The sequence below is a fragment of the Vitiosangium sp. GDMCC 1.1324 genome, assembly GCF_003044305.1.
Lineage (GTDB): Bacteria > Myxococcota > Myxococcia > Myxococcales > Myxococcaceae > Archangium.
This window is the reverse complement of sequence record NZ_PZOX01000016.1, coordinates 286,901-303,243: the sequence shown is the minus strand read 5'-3', so window position 1 is coordinate 303,243 and position 16,343 is coordinate 286,901. Positions and strand designations below refer to the sequence as shown.

Sequence of the window (16,343 nt, the reverse complement as noted above, 5' to 3'; positions counted from 1 at the left end):
TGGCCGCATTCCAGCCGCGAAACTCACCCGCTGGCTGGGTTACTCGGAGTAGTTGCATGAACTCATGGACGTGTAATACCAATGGCGTTGGCATTTCTGAGCTGGGCTGTCGAGCCCGCCTTCCACGGATTGTCCTGCTCGGTGCCGTCTGCTCGGTGATAGCAGCCTGTTCGGCACAGGTCGAAGCCCAAGGCGACACCGTAGATCTCGGCACCACGAGCCAGACGATCATCGGTCCGACATTCACTTTCCCGCTGAAAGTCAGTGCCAACAAGCGTTACCTGGTCGACCAGAACAACGTTCCGTATCTAGTGAACGGGTTCAATCCACAATCCATCGTCACCGGAGTCGACCCAGCCGACTTCAATACCATCTTTGCCACCAAGGCCAACCAGGGCGTCAACGCCGCGGATGTTTGGTTGATCCAGGCCTACTCCACGCCGGACTCCTCCACCTGGGACGGCATCAAGCCCTTCACCGGGACGCTCGCTCAGAATTGTGGCTACGGCCCTTGCTGGGATCTGAGCACGCCGAACAATGCTTACTTTGCCCGGTTCGATGCCGTGGTGGCAGCGGCCAACCAGAACAACATCGTGCTCTTCACGACGCCGATCGACGGCGCAGTCGACTTCAACTCGACCCTCAAAGCGAACGGTACGACACGGGCGAACCAGTACGGCCAGTATCTCGGCAATCGCTACAAGAACAACCACAACATCGTCTGGTGGATGGGCGGCGACTATTTCGATGTCGACGTCAATGAGAAGGCGCTCATGGCCGCAGTGGCGAGCGGCATCAAGAGCGCAGACAACGTCAATCCGAAGCTCTTCGTGCTCCAGCTCGCACCCACCACCGGGACCAGTTCTCTGGATGGCGATTGGTCGGTGTGGGGCAGCCTTGTCACCCTCAGTGGTGTCTACAATTACAACGCAGCCTACTACAAACAGCACGTCGACTATGGGCGAACCCTGCCGGCGATCATGCCCAGCTTCCTGATGGAGCCCAAGTACGAGGACGAAGGCGTGACCGGGCGAGATACCCGGAAGGTGGCCTGGTGGTCGATCACGTCCGGCTCCGTCGGCACTCTCTACGGGGCGTCCCATGAGTGGCAGCTGGGGCCGCCGTTCCCCAACAAGGCCTTGATCAACAACCCGACGAACCCAGGCGCCATCTACATGCAGCACTTGCGGACCTTCTTCGATGGTCCCAGCGGGTTCAACTGGTGGGATCTGGTCCCCGACCGCGGGCCCAACGACCCGGCCAATGGAAGCACCATTATGACCCAGGGCATGTGCGCCAGCGGGAGCAGCAGCACCAGCTGCTATGGCAACAACGCCGTTCGAACCAATTACTACGCGACGAGTGCGCGTACCCCCAACGGGTCGGCGGTGGTCATCTACATCCCGTCGTCCCGCACCGTCCGCGTGGACATGACAAAGCTGTGCGGCACCTCCACGGTCAAGTGGTTCAACCCCACCAGCGGTGCGTACACGACCGTTGGCACCAGTTACGCCAACACCGGGACGCAGGACTTCACCACGCCCCCGTGGACCACTGGCCACCAGTCGAACTGCGACGACGCGGCTCCGCAGTCCACCAACTGCAACGACTGGGTGCTCACGATCAACACAAATGCCCCGTGCAGCGGTGCCGTGGCTCCGACCACGACCACCTCGGCGGCCAGCAATGTCGGCGCATCCGGCGCCTCGCTCAACGGCTCGGCCAACCCCAACGGCGCTCAGACCACGGGTTGGTTTCGGTACAGCACCACCAACCCCGGAAGCTGCAACGACACGTTCGGGACTCGCGCTCCGGCCACCGGTGGCGTGAGCCTGGGCAGCGGCGGCTCGGCGCTCCCGTACACTCAGTCTGTGCCTGGGCTTGCGGCGAGCACCACGTATTATTTCTGCGCCATCGCCAGCAATTCGGTGGGTGTGACCCCCGCGAGCGCGGTGCTGTCGTTGACCACTTCGGCTGCAGGAGCTGCTCCGACCGTCCTCACCTCGGACGCGACCAGCGTCACCTCGACAAGCGCCACGTTGAACGGGTCGGGTAACCCCAATGGCGTCGCTTCCACCGGTTGGTTCCGCTACAGCGCGACCAACCCCGGAAGCTGCAACGACACCTTCGGGACTCGCGCTCCGACCAGCGGAGGCACCAATCTTGGCAGCGGCAGCGCTGCCGTCAGCTTCAATCAGGCCATCACCGGGCTGACGTCCGGCACCACGTACTATTTCTGCGCCCTTGGCAGCAGCACCGACGGTACCGGCTCGGGTCAGGTGAATTCGTTCGTGGCCAGCTCGGGTTCGTCAATCACCCTTGGTGAGACGAACATCCTGTCGGGCACGGACTCAGGCCTCTCCGACCTGCTGATCGGCAACCAGGTTGCGCTGACTCAAACGGCCACGCTTCAGACCTTGAGCATCAACGTCAAGGCGCTGGGGACCTCGCCTGGCAACCTGACCATGGCCGTCTATGACAGCCTCGCCAGTGGTGCGCCAGGCAACCTCAAGGCGACGACCGCGTCGATCGTACCTGTGGTCGGGTGGAATACAGTCAACGTCGTCACGCCGGTCTCTCTCACTGCGGGCACCTACTGGCTCGTGGTGGGGTTGAACAGCGGCAGCACTGTACTTGCATATAGCAGCGCTTCGGGTACCGAGCGCTGGGTCAGCAGGACATACGGCACGATGCCTGCGACCTTCCCCACCACCGGCGCTACGCAGGGCACAGGCCACTACTCTTTCAACGCGGCACTCACCACCACCGGCGCCGCTGCGACCGCGACGATGATCGGTGCGAGCGGCGTCACACCACGTGTGGATGACGTTGGTAGCAATCGAGTTCCTCTACGACGGCCAGGCCTTCGTCCGGGGGCCGGTGCTGATCGAACACGGCAACCGCTACGACGACTGGAACATCGTGTCCCATGACGCGCTCCGGGCCGTGCGCTCGGCGCTCACCCGCCGCGAGTCCCCCCCGCCCATGCGCACGGTCGCCGGCAGCGAGCTGGTGGTGGGGGTGATGAACGACCTCAAGCGGCAGTACGCCTTCATCGACCTGCTCAAGCCCGAGAACGAGGCGGCGATCCCCCTGCTCGCGGTGCTCGACCCGGGAGTGCTGGGCCAGCGCAAGAAGCTCGCCCGGTTGGCGCGGCAGGCCTCGCGCACCCGCGTCCCCCGGGAGGACGGTGGCGCACCCGAGGAGCGAGATTTGATCTCCGGCGAGGCCGAGTCCCCGGAGAGCCACCTGCTACGGGAAGCCCAGGAGCTGCTCGGCACTTCCGATGACGAGATTGGAGCCCGCGAGCACCTGCGGAGCTGGTGGGAGGTCTACCGGGCCGGCCGTGCCGAGGATCGCCGGGAGCAGCTGCGGCGCCTGCGCAAGGCGCTCCAGTGCAATGTGCGTGCGCAGCACGAGACCTTCGCCGTGGACGAGGAGAGCCCTCGCTACCTGAGGCCCGCGGAGGCGCTGGCGGCGCGAGGCTTCCGAGTAGTGGTCTTCGGGCACACCCACCTGGCCAAGCGCGTGCCCCTGCTGGGGGGAGCGGCCCTGTACCTGAACACGGGGACGTGGGCGGAGCTGATGCGCATCCCCGACGCAGTGCTCTCCGACTCGGCCGCAGGCGACTCCATCCTCGCGGAGCTCGTCGAGGCCGTGAGCGACAACCAGCTCGATCCGTGGCGCACGCTGATACCGACCTTCGCGCGAATCGAGCTGGAGGGGGACACCCTCGTGTCCGCAGACGTGTTCCGCTTCGAGGAGGATGGCCGGGTGAATCCCGTCGGCCCACGTCTCTGACGTCGACGCGCAGAGGGGCTCAGGAGGGGTGCACCGTCTCCGGCTCCTGACCGCCGCTCCGGGCCTCCGGGCGCGAGTCCCGGGGCAGGTAGACGGAGAACGTCGTCCCCTCCTCCGTCGAGCGCACCGCCACGTGGCCTCCGTGCGCCTCGACGAGCTCGCGCACGATGAACAGCCCCAGCCCCAGTCCGCTGCCCCTCCCGCTCCGGCCCTTGCGCTGGCGGAACGGGTCGAAGAGCGTGGCCAATTGGTGGCTCGGAATGGGCGAGCCCGGGTTCGTTATCTCCAGCACCTGCCGCTCCGGCTCGGCCACGCACCGCACGTACACCGAGCCCTTGTGGTCCCCGTGCTCCAGCGCGTTGCCCACCAGGTTGCTCACCACCTGCGCCAGCCGCTCGGAGTCCCAGATGCCCTCGCCCTCGGTCTCACATATAGGCGGGATGGGGGCGGTGTTGAGGGAGAGAGCTGGAGCCGAGGGGTCGAGGAGGGCTGCTGACGGATGCCACGAGGGCTGTGCGCCGGGCCGGTGCAGACGCGGTGTAGCCCCATTGGGCACACGCCGGCCCAGGTGGCCCCCCCCAGGGGGAGGCAGCAGGGGCGTGGGCTTCTGGGGCACCGTGACTGCTCGAGGTTCAACACCACGATTGCTGGGCTGGCCCCTGCGCTGCAGCCAGCTGAGCAGGCCTCGTGGGCCGTGACAGGTGATCCACACTGGCGCGCAATGCGTTGGGTGCCCTCAGGTACGCCAACACACGGCGCCTGCCTCCACACCAGTCACTGGTGAAGACATCCAACTCGAACGCCCTGCTCAGCAGCTTCTCCCAGTCCCCTCGCGGCATCCGCTCCTTCTTCGCCTCTTTCCTGTCCGCTGCCTCTGGTGCCTCGCTCTCCCCCTCCTCTCCTGCTTGGGGGAGCCCCTCGCCGGGCGAGAGCAGAGAGCCCTCCAGCCCTGAATCCAAGAAGGAGCGGACACCGCGAGGGGACTGGGCTGGATTGCTGCGCGGGACCTTCGCGCCGGACGAATTCGTGTGCGCCGAAAGGTTAGGATGTACCCGGTTTTGGCTTGGGTATAAGCTTAACACTCTTAAGTGTGTATTCTTCTCCCTTGCTCCAATCAGAGGGATGATAGACTTCAGCGACTCGGGCATCCAACTGCTCCGATGTGATCAAACCTTGAATGATTTGACGCACTCTGGGCTTTAGCTTCGAGGTGCACGCGTTGATAATCAGCCCAGGGCGGTACGTGCAAGCCAACCGTGTACGAAAGTGCGTTTCCAGTGCAGGGATGTCAAGCAACTCATGCCAGACGCTATCGCGAACTTGTGGCCACGGCAAAGCACGCCGCACCCGATACAATCTCGCAAGCGAGGCTTGGTATGGCACGGGGTTGCAGAGCACTATGTCGCCCTGCGGAATGGTGGGTACCCCCAATTCCATTATCTTACGCAATACCTTTTCCAACATGCCTCTAAAACTCTCCCGGACCGATGGGTTATTAAGAGGCGCGATCGGCAGCATGGTCTCTGGGTCGTACTCGTCGACGTGAGGGGATTCCAAGATCACAACTGTACCTGCAGGGCCTAGCGCCTTGGCTTCACGCCAGTCCATGGCTTGGTCCGGACCTTTCCAGCTGGCTCGAATCTGGTCGAACATAACCTGATTCTCCGCGAACTGGTAATCTGGCAGCCTAATTTGAACCGGCCGTTCCGCCGAGTCCTCAGGGAACTGGGTAAGGTTCTGCCACTGCCACGAGCAAGAGTCGATCTTCCGGTTCTCGTAAGCCACTCCATTAAACACAACGTTAAATGTAATGCATACTGGTATTTGCTGCCGTTCTGGCCGTATTCGTTTTTTACGTCGCGTCATTTTCGTCGTGACTCCTTGGTTCGAGTTTCGCACTTTCTAAATCGGCAGTGGAGGCTGTCCGTATCAGGCGCATTCCCCGCCGCAGCGACTGCGCGCGCCCCCCTCAGCAGGACCCCTGTCTGTCACCCCGAGTATGCGCGGAGCTCACTCCCCCGCGTCAGAGCCATGTGCTACCGGGGATGCGCGCCTCGCCCCCGTGCGCAGGCCGGTTCTCACGGGACGAGTGCGCTCAACTCGAGAGGGACTCAACGGTATGCGGTTCAATGAAGGGCTTGGAGCTGTGGTGGCGGTAGCGGTGGGCGTAGCGGCGAGCGGGTGCGGTCCGGATGCGGCGCGGGCACGGCCGGAGACCCGGGAGGGCCAGGCGTCCACGGCGCTGACGTACAACCTCGGCGTCCACCTGTGGAGCAAGAGCTTCGGGGACGCGAGCCAGCAGTGGGTGGAGGACGTGGCGGCGGATGGCCCGGGTCACGCGGTGGTGGTGGGGCATTACGGCGGCGCCCTCTTCGACCTGGGCCAGGGTCCACTGCCAGCGACCGGGTACTACAACAACTTGTACGTGGCGCGGTTCAATGGCCTGGGCCAGTCCGTGTGGAGCCGGGCCATCCCGGGCATCAACGACGACGACTTCGGCTTCGTGAGCTACGAGCGGCAGGTGGTGACCGATGTGGCGAACAACATCGTCATCGCCGGCAACTACTACGGCGCGCCGGACTTCGGCTGCGGGCCGCTCACCCGGGGCTCGGGCGTCTTCGCGGTGAAGCTGGACAGCGCGGGACAGTGCGTGTGGAGCCGGGCCTTCCCGGGCGCGTTCGTGGAGCACCCGCGGCTCGCGGTGGAGGCGGGCGGCACGCTGGCGCTGGCGGGCGGCTTCTACGGCGGCACGCTGGACTTCGGCGGCGGGCCGCTCACCGCCAGCCAGCATGACCTCTTCCTGGCGCGGCTGGATGGCTCGGGCAACCACCTGTGGAGCAAGCGCTTCGAGGCCACCGGCGGCGGCGCCTTCGCCCCCGAGCTGGGCGTGGCGGTGGACGGCGCGGGCAACGTGCTGCTCACCGGCGGCTTCAGCGGCTACGCCAGCTTCGGCGCCAGCGCCATGCGCAGCCGCGGCGGGATGGACCTGTTCGTCTCGAAGTTCAACGCCACGGGCGGCCTGATGTGGGGCCGCCGCTTCGGTGACGCGGCGGATCAGGTCGGCGCCTCGGTCTCCGCGGACGCTGCGGGCAACATGGTCCTCACCGGCGGATTCGCCGGCCTCATGGGAATCGACGGGTACACGCTGACGGCGCAGACGCCGTCGGATGCGTTCCTGCTCAAGCTGGACGCCACGGGCCACCATGTCTGGAGCCAGGCGTTCACGGATGCCTATGGCATCGGCTCGCAGCAGGGCACCGAGGTGGTGGTGGATGGAAACGGCAACATCACCGCCAGCGGCAGCTACACCGGTTACATCGACCTGGGCGCGGGCCCGCTGGAAAACGAGGGCGACACCAAGCGCTACGTCGCCCAGTTCGAGAGCACGGGCCGCCTGGTGTGGCAGCTCGACTTCGTCAATGACGGCACCGCCTTCGATGCGCACGTGGCGGTGGACCCCGTGAGCGATGTCTTCGTGGCCGGCCAGTACACCGGCACTGCCCGCTTCTTCGGCCCCACCTTCCAGAGCCAGGGCGGCACCGACGTCTTCCTGGGCAAGTACACCGTGCACTGACTCCCAGCGGTGAGCCCGGGTCCCAGAAGGCGGGGGCCCGGGCTCACCGCGCCAGGAGCACCCGCAGGCCCGAACGGCCCTAGTCGAGCCAGCGGACATTGGGCACTCGCCGGCCCAGGTGGCCCCCACAGGGGGAGGCAGCAGGGGCGTGGGCTTCTGGGGCACCGACATCCAACTCGAACGTCCTGCGCACCAGCTTCGCCCAGTCCTCTCTTGGCATCCGCTCCTTCTTCGGCTCTTTCCTCACCGCTGCCTCTGGTGCAGCCCTCACCCCCTCCTCTCCTGCTTGGGGGAGCCTTCCAGGGCTGTATCCACTCCTTGAGGCCAACCTCGACGCTCGCGAATGTTCAGCACTCTTCCCTGGCGGACGGGGTGGCATGACGTCCCATCGCGACGAGAACTACCGTTCACGCGCAATGGTTCTCGAGGCCTTGCTCCTGCTCGTGCTCACCCAACAAGGTGCGCATTCGGATGCGCCAACCCAGGAGACGAGCGCCGAGAGCACGGAAGACACGCAAAAGGAGAAGGAAAAGAAGGGCTTCGATGCCGCGGTCATTCCACTTCCGAACTTCAACAGCGACCTGGGCGCCGGCTTGGGCGTCGTCGGTGGGGCCTACATCTACAAGCCCGGCTATAGTCCCTACCGGTTCGCGTTCGCGGCGGAAATCTTCCACACCACCCGAGGCGTCAGTGTGGACTGGATTCGCTTCGATGCGCCGGACCTGTTTCCCAGGGTCCGTGTGGAGCTCCGGTTCGATTTCTTCAAGCAACCGTTCGCGCCGTACTACGGCCCCGGAAACCTCACCGTGCCCGGGTTCGCCAGTGTCCCCGGGGGCAAGGAGCGTTTCTTCACCTATGACCGCCTGACGATGGGCGGTTGGGTGCGCGCACGGTTCTCCCCGTTCGGAAAGGAACACCCCCTGCATGCCTATGTCGCGTACAGCTACCGCTGGAATCGCGTCCGGCCCTTCCCCGACTCCCTGCTCGAGCAGCAGCAGCCCCTGGGTAGCCAGGGTGGGCGCGCGGGCGGCATTCTGGCGGGGCTCTACTGGGACACGCGCGACGTGGAGGGCCAGCCCACGAAAGGTGGCATCATCGACGTCTCGACGCAGACCTTCCTGGTTCCACTGGGGAGCTCCTTCAACTACGAGCAGTTGACCCTGTCGGCGAAGCATTATTGGACCGTGGCGCCCAAGCTGGTGCTCGCGAGCCGGCTTGCGATCGACGCGTTGTTGGGTGACGTCCCCTTCTACGCCTGGCCGACCTCGGGTGGGGTGTACTTCTTCGGAGGCGTGGGGGGCTCGAGCACGGTGCGCGGTGTGACCCTCAACCGCTACAGCGGCGAGTATCAAGTCTTGCTCAATGGCGAATTGCGGTGGCTCCCCATCGAGTTCAGGCTGCTGAAGGTGAACACCCATGTGGGGCTCGCCGGCTTCCTCGACCTGGGGCGTGTCTGGCAACCGGGCGTCGAGGATGGTTCGTTCTTCCACTTCCACGTGGGCACGGGCGGCGGGCTGCGACTCACCAGGCGCGAGGCCGTCATCCGCGTGGATTACGCCGAGTGGCTCGGTGCCAGACATCGCGCGCTGTACATCACCTTTGGAGAGGCGTTCTGAGCCGAGTCAAACCAGGGACACGCCTGGAGCCACTCCCATGCCACGGCCCCCTCTGGCACGGGCGGAGGGTGCACCATGGCCGAAGCGAGCTGGAGCGGGGAGCCATGACAGCGGTGTCGCGTCTCGCGCCTCCAGAGCTGGCAAGCGCGCGCGTCTCTCCTCGGTGGCCCTGCGTGGGCGCAGTGGCATGACGTGTGCTGAGGCTCCTCGTTCACTTCACATCGGGGGAGTCATGCACGAGGACGTACGGGTGGGCCGGGGCGCTGGACGGAAGAGGCCGCTGTCCCTGGCGATGGGGTTGATGCTGCTCGCCATGGGCTGCGGTCGCGCCGTCGAGGACTTCGAGCCGCCCTACTTCCGGATGCAGCGGGAAACCGGTCTGTGTGGAAGCGGCATCCTGGTGGACGCGCAGAAGACGGTGTGGACCGAGGGTGGCTGCGAGAACGGCGCCCTCGTGTATCACCCCAAGGGCCGCATCGACGATGCCGCCTTCACCCGCGTCGAGGAGGCCTTCCAGGCGCTGCCGGCCGAGCCAGTCCCCGACTGCGAAGCGGACGAGCAGGTGAACGGCTTCGACGTGGACGTCCGCCTCTCCTGGGCCGAGAAAGAGAGGATCCGGACCTGGAATCCCTGCACCACCAACGGAGAGCTCACCGCCCCCTTCAAGGCGGCTGGGGATGCACTCCAGGAGGCGAGCCAGCAGGCGCGGTGAGCGTCGGTGCGTTCTCGCGTCCAAGGGGAATGGATGCTGCATCCAGCTCGACATGGGCGAACGAATGCAGGCGCTGGCGGCGGATTCGCCGAAGGGCAGCACTGGTTCGAGTGCCGTTATGGCGGCGACGTCGGTCAGCGTGAGCAACGCTCTCGCTCATGCGGCCGCTGTGGCATCGCAGGACGCCGCGTGCACGCAGCAGCGAACCTGGTCCGTTCCTGAGCGACCACGTGGCGCGAGCTCCGCTGCAGCGCGGTTGACCGACGGCTCCGACGCTCGGTCAACCGCCCAGGTTCGCAAGCCAGCGCAACGCGGACAAGCTCGGCATGAACAGGTATTCGCCACCGCGGAGCACGTTGAACGTCTCGATGCCGTGAATGCGGCGCCTCACCGGGTGCTTGGGGATCGTGAAGACCGCGTCATTCTCCTGGAGCCCGACCGTCGGATCGCGTTCGCGACCGAGGGTCATGAAGTCGCCCTTGTTGATCCACTCTCTTTGCAGGAACTCGAACGTGTCCATCAGCTTGGCGCTCAGCGCGATGAAGTAGAGCCCGCGCGGGATCTCGTCATCGCGCTCGGAGAGTGCGTCTGGATCGTAGGGCGCCCCATAGGTTGTGCTGCGCCGGATGATGCGGTGGAGGTTCACGTCCGTGAGCTGTGCGAGCCTCGTATCGCGCGGATTCATCCGCCGCATGTGCGCGCCGAACGGCACTTGATAGCCGTGTGCATCGTTGGCGTAGTCGAAGTCGTTGTTCCGCCGTGGGTCTGCTCCGATTGCCGGGTCGTCTCGCTCGGGCGCGAGCGTTAGCGGCGCGCCGCTGCGCCAGCGGCCCATGAGCTTGGCGGCGAGCAACTCGCGCTCTTCGGCCGTGTTCGCGTTCTCGCGCAGGAAGCGATTGAACGCCCCGACGCGTGACTGGTACTTGCGAAGACCGACGTAGGTTCCATTCCGTCCCAGCAGGTCCGGCTGTGGCATGGTGAGGACCACGCCGGTCTCGCCGGGATAGCCGAGGACGAATTCGCCTGCTTTGATCGGTCGGCCCTGACCCGGCAAGGGCTCGACGCCGCTGCCTTCGATCGCGGGTTGGCCAATCGTGTCCTTGTAGCCGAGCGAGTTACGGTCGCCCGGCTGTGCACCGAAGTCTTGACTCATCAGCAGCGTGACGCCCCTGAGGTCGCGGAACTGAGCCCAGGCCGTTTCCACGGCCTGCCGCCACTTCAGTTGATCACCGCTGAAGATGCTGAGCGCGACGTGAACCTGGCTGCTACCGAACGGCGGCTCCCAGTTCTGGGGGCCGTTCAGCCCGACGTCGACCAGGTGCTCGGCGCGCGCCGCCATGCCCTCGCGAAATGAAGCGGGAAAGCTGCGCAGCGACTGCTCGGGCGTGCCGAGCGCCACCAATCCCGCGTAGCTGAGTGTCACGGCTATCCAGGCGTCGTCCCGCAGCCACCAGTCGGCCGCGGAGGCGACGTGCGGCACGAGTCTTCGCAAGAACTCGCGACCGCCGCGCGCATCGTCGATTCGCAGCAGGACGTGCGTGCCGTAATACGGCTCGGGACGGTAGCGCAGCACCGTCGCCTGGATATCCGCGAGGTCGAGGTTGGAGGTAGCCATGATGCCTCAGCTGATCTTGTCGAGGAACTCGTCGAGTGCCTTGTCGATCTTCTCCAGGCGTTTGGCCTGAGGCACCGACAGCCGCGGATTCGACACGTACCAGGCTTCTGCCGCGACCTGGAATCGGGCGATGTAGTCCTTGATGCCTGGGCTGTGGATGCCTGGCCAGCCCTCGAAGTTCCAGAAGATCACGTCGAGCTCGTTCGGAATCTTCGCCACGAAGTCGTCGAGGTAGTCGTCCCAGTCGCCGTCGTAGGCAGTCGCGAACAGCATCTTCGTATCGTTCTCGAGAAAGACGAAGCGCATGTCGTGGACGGAGCCGACCTTCTCGGTGGCGGAGAAGTTGCCGTGCGTCAGCGCGAGGAGCTTGCGCAGTCGCTCCGCGCCGCCTTTCGCGAATGGCGCGATCACGGTCAGCTCCGACACCACGCCTTGCCGGGCCCCGATCCGGCCAGCGCGCTCCATGAGCGTCTCCGGGATCGTCGCGATCCCGTCGCGCAGCTCCTCCAGAGCGTGCTTGATGTAGTCAGGCGCATCTTTGTAGAGCTCACGCAGCTCCTGCATCAGGGTGTCCACCTCCTGTTGTGGCAGCACCGCTGGTTGGGTCTGTACTTCTTGCTGTGGCTGCATGCGACTCTCCTTCTCGGATGACCTGATGCCTAGCTGATGGTGTCGAGGAACTTGTTGAGTGCCTTGTCGATCTTCTCCAGGCGTCTGGCCTGCGACACCGTCATGTGCGGATTCGAGACGTACCAGGCGTCTGCCGAGACCTGGTGCTTGACGAGGAAGTCCTTCAACTTGGGGCTACGAATCCCCGGGAAACCCTCGACCACCGACATAAGCACGTCCAACTGGTTCGGAATCTTCGACACGAAGTCGTCGATGTATGGGTCCCAGTCGCCGTCGTAGGCGGTCGCGAACAAGAGCTTCGTGTCGTTGTCGAGGAAGACGAAGCGCATGTCGTGAACGCTACCGACCTTGTCGGCACCTTGGAAATTGCTGCGCAGCATCTTGAAGAGTCCACGCAGCCGCTCTGCGCCGCCTTTCACCAGCGGCAAGATGAGGGTCAGCTCCGAGACCTCGCCTTGCCGTTGCCCGACGCGGCCGGCGCTCTCCACGCCCGTCTCCGGAAGCGTCGACAGCTCGTCGCGCAGCCCTTCGATCGCGCGCTTGGCGTAGTCGGGCGCATCCTTGAAGAGTGCACGCAGCTGCTGCATCATCGTGTCCACCTCGTGTGGCGGCAGCACCGCCGGCTGGGTCTGTGTTCCTTGCTGTGGTTGCATGACGATTCCCCTTGTCGACTCTTCTTGCCCCCATCGGGCAATCTGGAAGGCCACGGCCAGGCTAGCTGCCGAAAACCTCCGCCAGATTCTTGGGCTCCTTGCGAAGCTGCTTGTTCAACTTGTGGCGCAGGATCGACGACTGTCGGTAGGCCTCCTTTCGCACGCGCATGACGTTGCCCAGCGGGCGGTGGGCCTCGGTCACCCGCCAGGGGTTCATCGACGTCGCGTCCATCTTCGCGAAGTTGTCGTCGCCGCCGATGTCCTGCTTGGGTAGGCGGAGCTTCGCGACGGTGACGAACGGGGACAATTGCTCGGACCAGCGAACCGTCAATTCCTCCACGGGCATGTGCGCGAGATCGGTGCAAAGCTGGACCTGGATCTCGAACTCGTGCGCGCGCTCCTTGAGCTCGGACACCAGCGCCGGGCGGAAGACGCTCCGTCCACTCTTCAGATCGAGAGTCCGCCGCACGATACTCTCCGCGGACGCCGGCGTCGGCGCAATGCGCACCTTCGCGATGTAGTCGCCGTGTCGAACGGCGCCCATGGTCCAGTAGGTGGAGAGCAGCAGATTGATCGGCTTGACCTGCGCCACGCTCAAGAACCCACCAAGCTCGTCCCAGGCCCAGCGCTCGGGCGGGAGCGTTCCCATGCCCGTCACCCAGTCGTACAGGAACTTGTGGATGCGTGCTCGTTGCTTTTCGGGCGGCTCGTTCGAGACAGGGGCGACGCCGAGCCGCTCCAGGAACAGCTGCTGAATGAAGACATAGTGCTCGAGCGTATTCACGAAGAACACCGGGTGGTTGATCATCGCGTAGTCGAACGTGCGGCTATTCGCCTCGTCTTCGAGGAGCGTCGGACCATCGATGTCGAAGATCTTCAGGCCAATCCCGCAGACTGCTCCCAGCCAGGCGTCGGGTCCCATATGCCCATTGCCGTTCGAGAAGCGCACCATCGCCTCGTGGCGGCCGGGCCTGGCGTAGATGCCCTGTGCGTACGGAGCCGCTAGCCCGCCCAGGATTTCGACCTCGGCGCGAGCCAGGCCGTATCCCGTCGCGTGGGCGCTGCGCACGGCATGCCCCTCGGAGGTGACCGACTCGGTCGTGTAATGCGACGCACGGTCGAGGATCTTCTTCAGCAATTCGCCGAAGTTCGGATCAGCGGCCTCCACATCGGGCCTATAGTGAACGAATGCCAGTCCCATGAACGATCCTTTCTGCCACGGCGTTGCATGCGCTCAGCGCAGGCGCGTAAACAATCGGCGCAGTGCGCCTCCTGCAAGACCCGACTCGACTCGACTCGACTCGACTCGACTCGACTCGACCGACTCCGACTCCGACTCCGACTCCGACCATGCCTACGCATCTGCAAGGACGTTAGGCACCGCCGCCGGAGTGGACACACGGAACGAACCGTGAGACTCAATAGTCGGTGGCTCGACGCGTCCACCGGCATCGAACCGGTCGAACCGCTTGGCAGGCCGGAGTCTCCACCTCCGGCCTGTCGTCTTTTGGAGGTGCCGCCGGCTACCAGCGGCGTCAGGTGTTCGAGCCGTTGTCGGTCAGGTTGCCCAGCATTCGAGCCAGATCCATTTCCGCGTTTCGGGTCTGGAAGCCTCGATTCATTGCCGTGCGGATCCGCGCTTGCGCCTCGGGGTGGGCCATACCCGCGACGAATAGATCGGAATCGCGACGGAAGTCTTCGGCCGGCGCGAGCCCGATCGCATTGACCCGGTCCTTCACCGTGACATGGCCCGCGGCCGGAAACCTCGCGATTCGATGAGCCAGCGTTCTGACGAAGTCATCAAGCCTGTCAGCGGGCAACGCTCGATTGATCCAGCCGTACCGCTCGGCCAACTCCGCGTCATAATCCTCCGCGCTCAACAGGACCTCGAGCGCCCGCGCGCGACCCATTAGCCGCGCGAGGTGTTGAGCGCCGCCCGCCCCGGGAATCACACCGAACGCCTGTTCCAGTTGAGAGAAGATCGCTGACTGTCGCGCGGCAAAGCGCATGTCGCACGCCAGCACGAACTCGCTGCCCGCGCCACGTACGCGGCCCTCGATCTGCGCGATAGTGACGAGACGGCTTGCGCTCAGATGGCGAAATAGGAGGCCGATCGACGCTTCGCCGACCAACTTCGCTGCCGCCTCCCGTTGCTCTTTGATCCGGGTCAGGTCCACGTGGGAAATGAAATAGTCGGGGTCGGCGCTCTTGAATACGAGCACCTGCAGGGCGGCGTCGCTCTCGGCTTGCTGAATGAGGGAGACCAGATCACGGACCAGTTCGGGCCCCAGCAGATTCATGGGCGGGGCCGAGAGCTCCGCGAATAAAACAGCCTCTTCCCTGCGCACTTTGATCGTCTCTAAATTCACGGGATTTATTCCTCTCAAGGTGAGCTGACACGCGAATTCGTCTGCGACACGAAGTCGAACAGTTCATTGCGGATGGGAGTAGAGCACTGGCTTGAATGTGCGTCCATCGCACTTGGGTATCGGCCGATACCTTGGTATTCAAGGGTCTCCGCCGCGTTCGGGGGGAGATGAGTTTTCCACAAGGCCTTCGCCCTATCGGGCGATTGACCGACGGATCCATTCCGAGGAACTCTTCGCGGTCGAGTTCCGAGGAGGTGTTAGCTCATGGACCAGTTCTGGAACTCGACGGGGGCGCAATGCATTCAAACGAGAAGGGTCGCGACCGACGGCTCGTCACCATCATCGCTGTGATAGCCTTATGCGTGGCCGGGCTTGCCGACGCAAAACCCCGAAGGCAGAACCTGACCACTCCCGACCGCTCGTTCGGCCCAATCCAGCAGATTGATGCAGGGCTGCTGAACGTCGGCTATGTGGAAGCTGGTCCCGCCACCGGTACACCGGTCATCCTTCTACACGGGTGGCCTTACGACATCTACAGCTATGTCGAGGTCGCCCCCGTGCTAGCGAAGGCCGGCTACCATGTCATCGTGCCGTACCTGCGCGGCTATGGCACAACGCGCTTTCTCTCAACGGATACCGTCCGAAATGGCCAGCCATCCGTACTTGCTCTCGACATCATCCATTTGATGGATGCGCTCAAGATCGATAAGGCCATCATTGCCGGGTTCGATTGGGGTGCGCGAACCGCGGATATCATCGCGGCGCTCTGGCCGGACCGGTGCAAAGGGCTCGTTTCCGTGAGCGGCTATCTGATTGGAAGCCAGGAGTCCGGCAAGATGCCGCTGCCACCGGTAGCTGAGCATCAGTGGTGGTACCAATACTATTTCGCCACCGAACGCGGCCGAGCCGGTTATGAAAAATACCGGCACGATTTTGCGAAGCTCATCTGGCAGCTCGCCTCACCGAAATGGAAGTTCGACGAGGCCACCTTCGATCGCACCGCGAAATCCTTCGACAACCCCGATCATGTCGACATCGTCATCCACAACTACCGGTGGCGGCTCGATCTCGCTCAAGGCGAGCCGCAATATGACGATCTAGAAAAGCGGCTTGCCGAGGCCCCGGTCATCGCGGTGCCAACCATCACGCTCGAAGGAGATGCCAATGGTGCACCGCACCCAGACGCGAGTTCCTATTCGAACAAATTCTCGGGCAAATATTCGCACCGCGTGATCGGGCGTGGCGTCGGGCACAATCTGCCCCAGGAAGCTCCGGAAGAGTTCGCCAAAGCCATCATCGACGTGGACCACCTTTGAAGCATAGGGCGAGTGAGTGCGGAGCCGAAGGCGCACGAGGCGAGCCCGCCGCCCACA

General features: G+C 64.3%; 12 protein-coding genes. 6 read left to right on the top strand and 6 right to left on the bottom strand.

What is annotated here, in order from left to right:
* The first annotated feature begins 56 nt into the window (after positions 1–56).
* Entirely contained in the window at positions 57–2,933 is a 2,877-nt protein-coding gene (locus tag DAT35_RS38015) for a DUF4038 domain-containing protein (RefSeq protein WP_108074165.1), read from the top strand.
* Positions 2,824–3,801: a metallophosphatase gene (locus DAT35_RS38010; protein ID WP_233261957.1), complete on the top strand. Its 978-nt coding sequence runs from the start codon at positions 2,824–2,826 to the stop codon at positions 3,799–3,801. The genes DAT35_RS38015 and DAT35_RS38010 overlap by 110 nt, the downstream gene beginning before the upstream one ends.
* 19 nt (positions 3,802–3,820) lie before the next feature.
* Here the strand turns inward: DAT35_RS38010 and DAT35_RS61240 are convergent, their stop codons facing one another.
* On the bottom strand, positions 3,821–4,357 hold the full coding sequence (locus DAT35_RS61240; protein ID WP_255415237.1) for a HAMP domain-containing sensor histidine kinase: 537 nt from the start codon (positions 4,355–4,357) through the stop codon (positions 3,821–3,823).
* Positions 4,358–5,950: 1,593 nt separating this feature from the next.
* Between DAT35_RS61240 and DAT35_RS37990 the strand changes: the two genes are divergently transcribed.
* The 3 genes from DAT35_RS37990 (at position 5,951) to DAT35_RS37980 (ending at position 9,703) form a co-directional block, all read left to right on the top strand.
* On the top strand, positions 5,951–7,375 hold the full coding sequence (locus DAT35_RS37990) for a hypothetical protein (RefSeq protein ID WP_158502077.1): 1,425 nt from the start codon (positions 5,951–5,953) through the stop codon (positions 7,373–7,375).
* Between the two features lie 377 nt (positions 7,376–7,752).
* The gene (locus tag DAT35_RS37985) at positions 7,753–8,991 is read left to right on the top strand and encodes a BamA/TamA family outer membrane protein (RefSeq protein ID WP_108074162.1); all 1,239 of its coding nucleotides are present in this window, start codon (positions 7,753–7,755) and stop codon (positions 8,989–8,991) included.
* Positions 8,992–9,223: 232 nt separating this feature from the next.
* Positions 9,224–9,703 carry a hypothetical protein gene (locus tag DAT35_RS37980; RefSeq protein ID WP_146210063.1) on the top strand — a complete coding sequence of 160 codons (480 nt, stop codon included), beginning with the start codon at positions 9,224–9,226 and terminating at the stop codon, positions 9,701–9,703.
* A 280-nt stretch (positions 9,704–9,983) separates the two neighbouring features.
* Here the strand turns inward: DAT35_RS37980 and DAT35_RS37975 are convergent, their stop codons facing one another.
* The 5 genes from DAT35_RS37975 to DAT35_RS37955 form a co-directional block, all read right to left on the bottom strand.
* On the bottom strand, positions 9,984–11,318 hold the full coding sequence (locus DAT35_RS37975; protein ID WP_108074160.1) for a Dyp-type peroxidase domain-containing protein: 1,335 nt from the start codon (positions 11,316–11,318) through the stop codon (positions 9,984–9,986).
* A gap of 6 nt (positions 11,319–11,324) precedes the next feature.
* On the bottom strand, positions 11,325–11,948 hold the full coding sequence (locus DAT35_RS37970; RefSeq protein ID WP_108074159.1) for a hypothetical protein: 624 nt from the start codon (positions 11,946–11,948) through the stop codon (positions 11,325–11,327).
* 29 nt (positions 11,949–11,977) lie between these two features.
* Positions 11,978–12,601: a hypothetical protein gene (locus DAT35_RS37965; protein WP_199243115.1), complete on the bottom strand. Its 624-nt coding sequence runs from the start codon at positions 12,599–12,601 to the stop codon at positions 11,978–11,980.
* Positions 12,602–12,662: 61 nt separating this feature from the next.
* Positions 12,663–13,802, bottom strand: a complete 1,140-nt coding sequence (locus DAT35_RS37960; RefSeq protein WP_108074158.1) for a catalase family protein — start codon at positions 13,800–13,802, stop codon at positions 12,663–12,665.
* A gap of 334 nt (positions 13,803–14,136) precedes the next feature.
* Positions 14,137–14,970, bottom strand: coding sequence for an enoyl-CoA hydratase/isomerase family protein (locus DAT35_RS37955; RefSeq protein WP_108074157.1), 834 nt, complete (start codon positions 14,968–14,970; stop codon positions 14,137–14,139).
* Between the two features lie 296 nt (positions 14,971–15,266).
* On the opposite strand from DAT35_RS37955, the gene DAT35_RS37950 reads away from it, so the two are divergent.
* Positions 15,267–16,286 carry an alpha/beta fold hydrolase gene (locus DAT35_RS37950; protein ID WP_108074156.1) on the top strand — a complete coding sequence of 340 codons (1,020 nt, stop codon included), beginning with the start codon at positions 15,267–15,269 and terminating at the stop codon, positions 16,284–16,286.
* Positions 16,287–16,343: the final 57 nt, after the last annotated feature.

Bases quoted from the DNA above. Each gene is read 5' to 3' on its own strand.
- DAT35_RS37950 (WP_108074156.1), top strand. From the start codon at position 15,267: ATGCATTCAAACGAGAAGGGTCGCGACCGACGGCTCGTCACCATCATC.
- DAT35_RS37980 (WP_146210063.1), top strand. From the start codon at position 9,224: ATGCACGAGGACGTACGGGTGGGCCGGGGCGCTGGACGGAAGAGGCCG.
- DAT35_RS37965 (WP_199243115.1), bottom strand. From the start codon at position 12,601: ATGCAACCACAGCAAGGAACACAGACCCAGCCGGCGGTGCTGCCGCCA.
- DAT35_RS38010 (WP_233261957.1), top strand. From the start codon at position 2,824: ATGACGTTGGTAGCAATCGAGTTCCTCTACGACGGCCAGGCCTTCGTC.
- DAT35_RS38015 (WP_108074165.1), top strand. From the start codon at position 57: ATGAACTCATGGACGTGTAATACCAATGGCGTTGGCATTTCTGAGCTG.
- DAT35_RS37970 (WP_108074159.1), bottom strand. From the start codon at position 11,948: ATGCAGCCACAGCAAGAAGTACAGACCCAACCAGCGGTGCTGCCACAA.
- DAT35_RS37975 (WP_108074160.1), bottom strand. From the start codon at position 11,318: ATGGCTACCTCCAACCTCGACCTCGCGGATATCCAGGCGACGGTGCTG.
- DAT35_RS37960 (WP_108074158.1), bottom strand. From the start codon at position 13,802: ATGGGACTGGCATTCGTTCACTATAGGCCCGATGTGGAGGCCGCTGAT.
- DAT35_RS37985 (WP_108074162.1), top strand. From the start codon at position 7,753: ATGACGTCCCATCGCGACGAGAACTACCGTTCACGCGCAATGGTTCTC.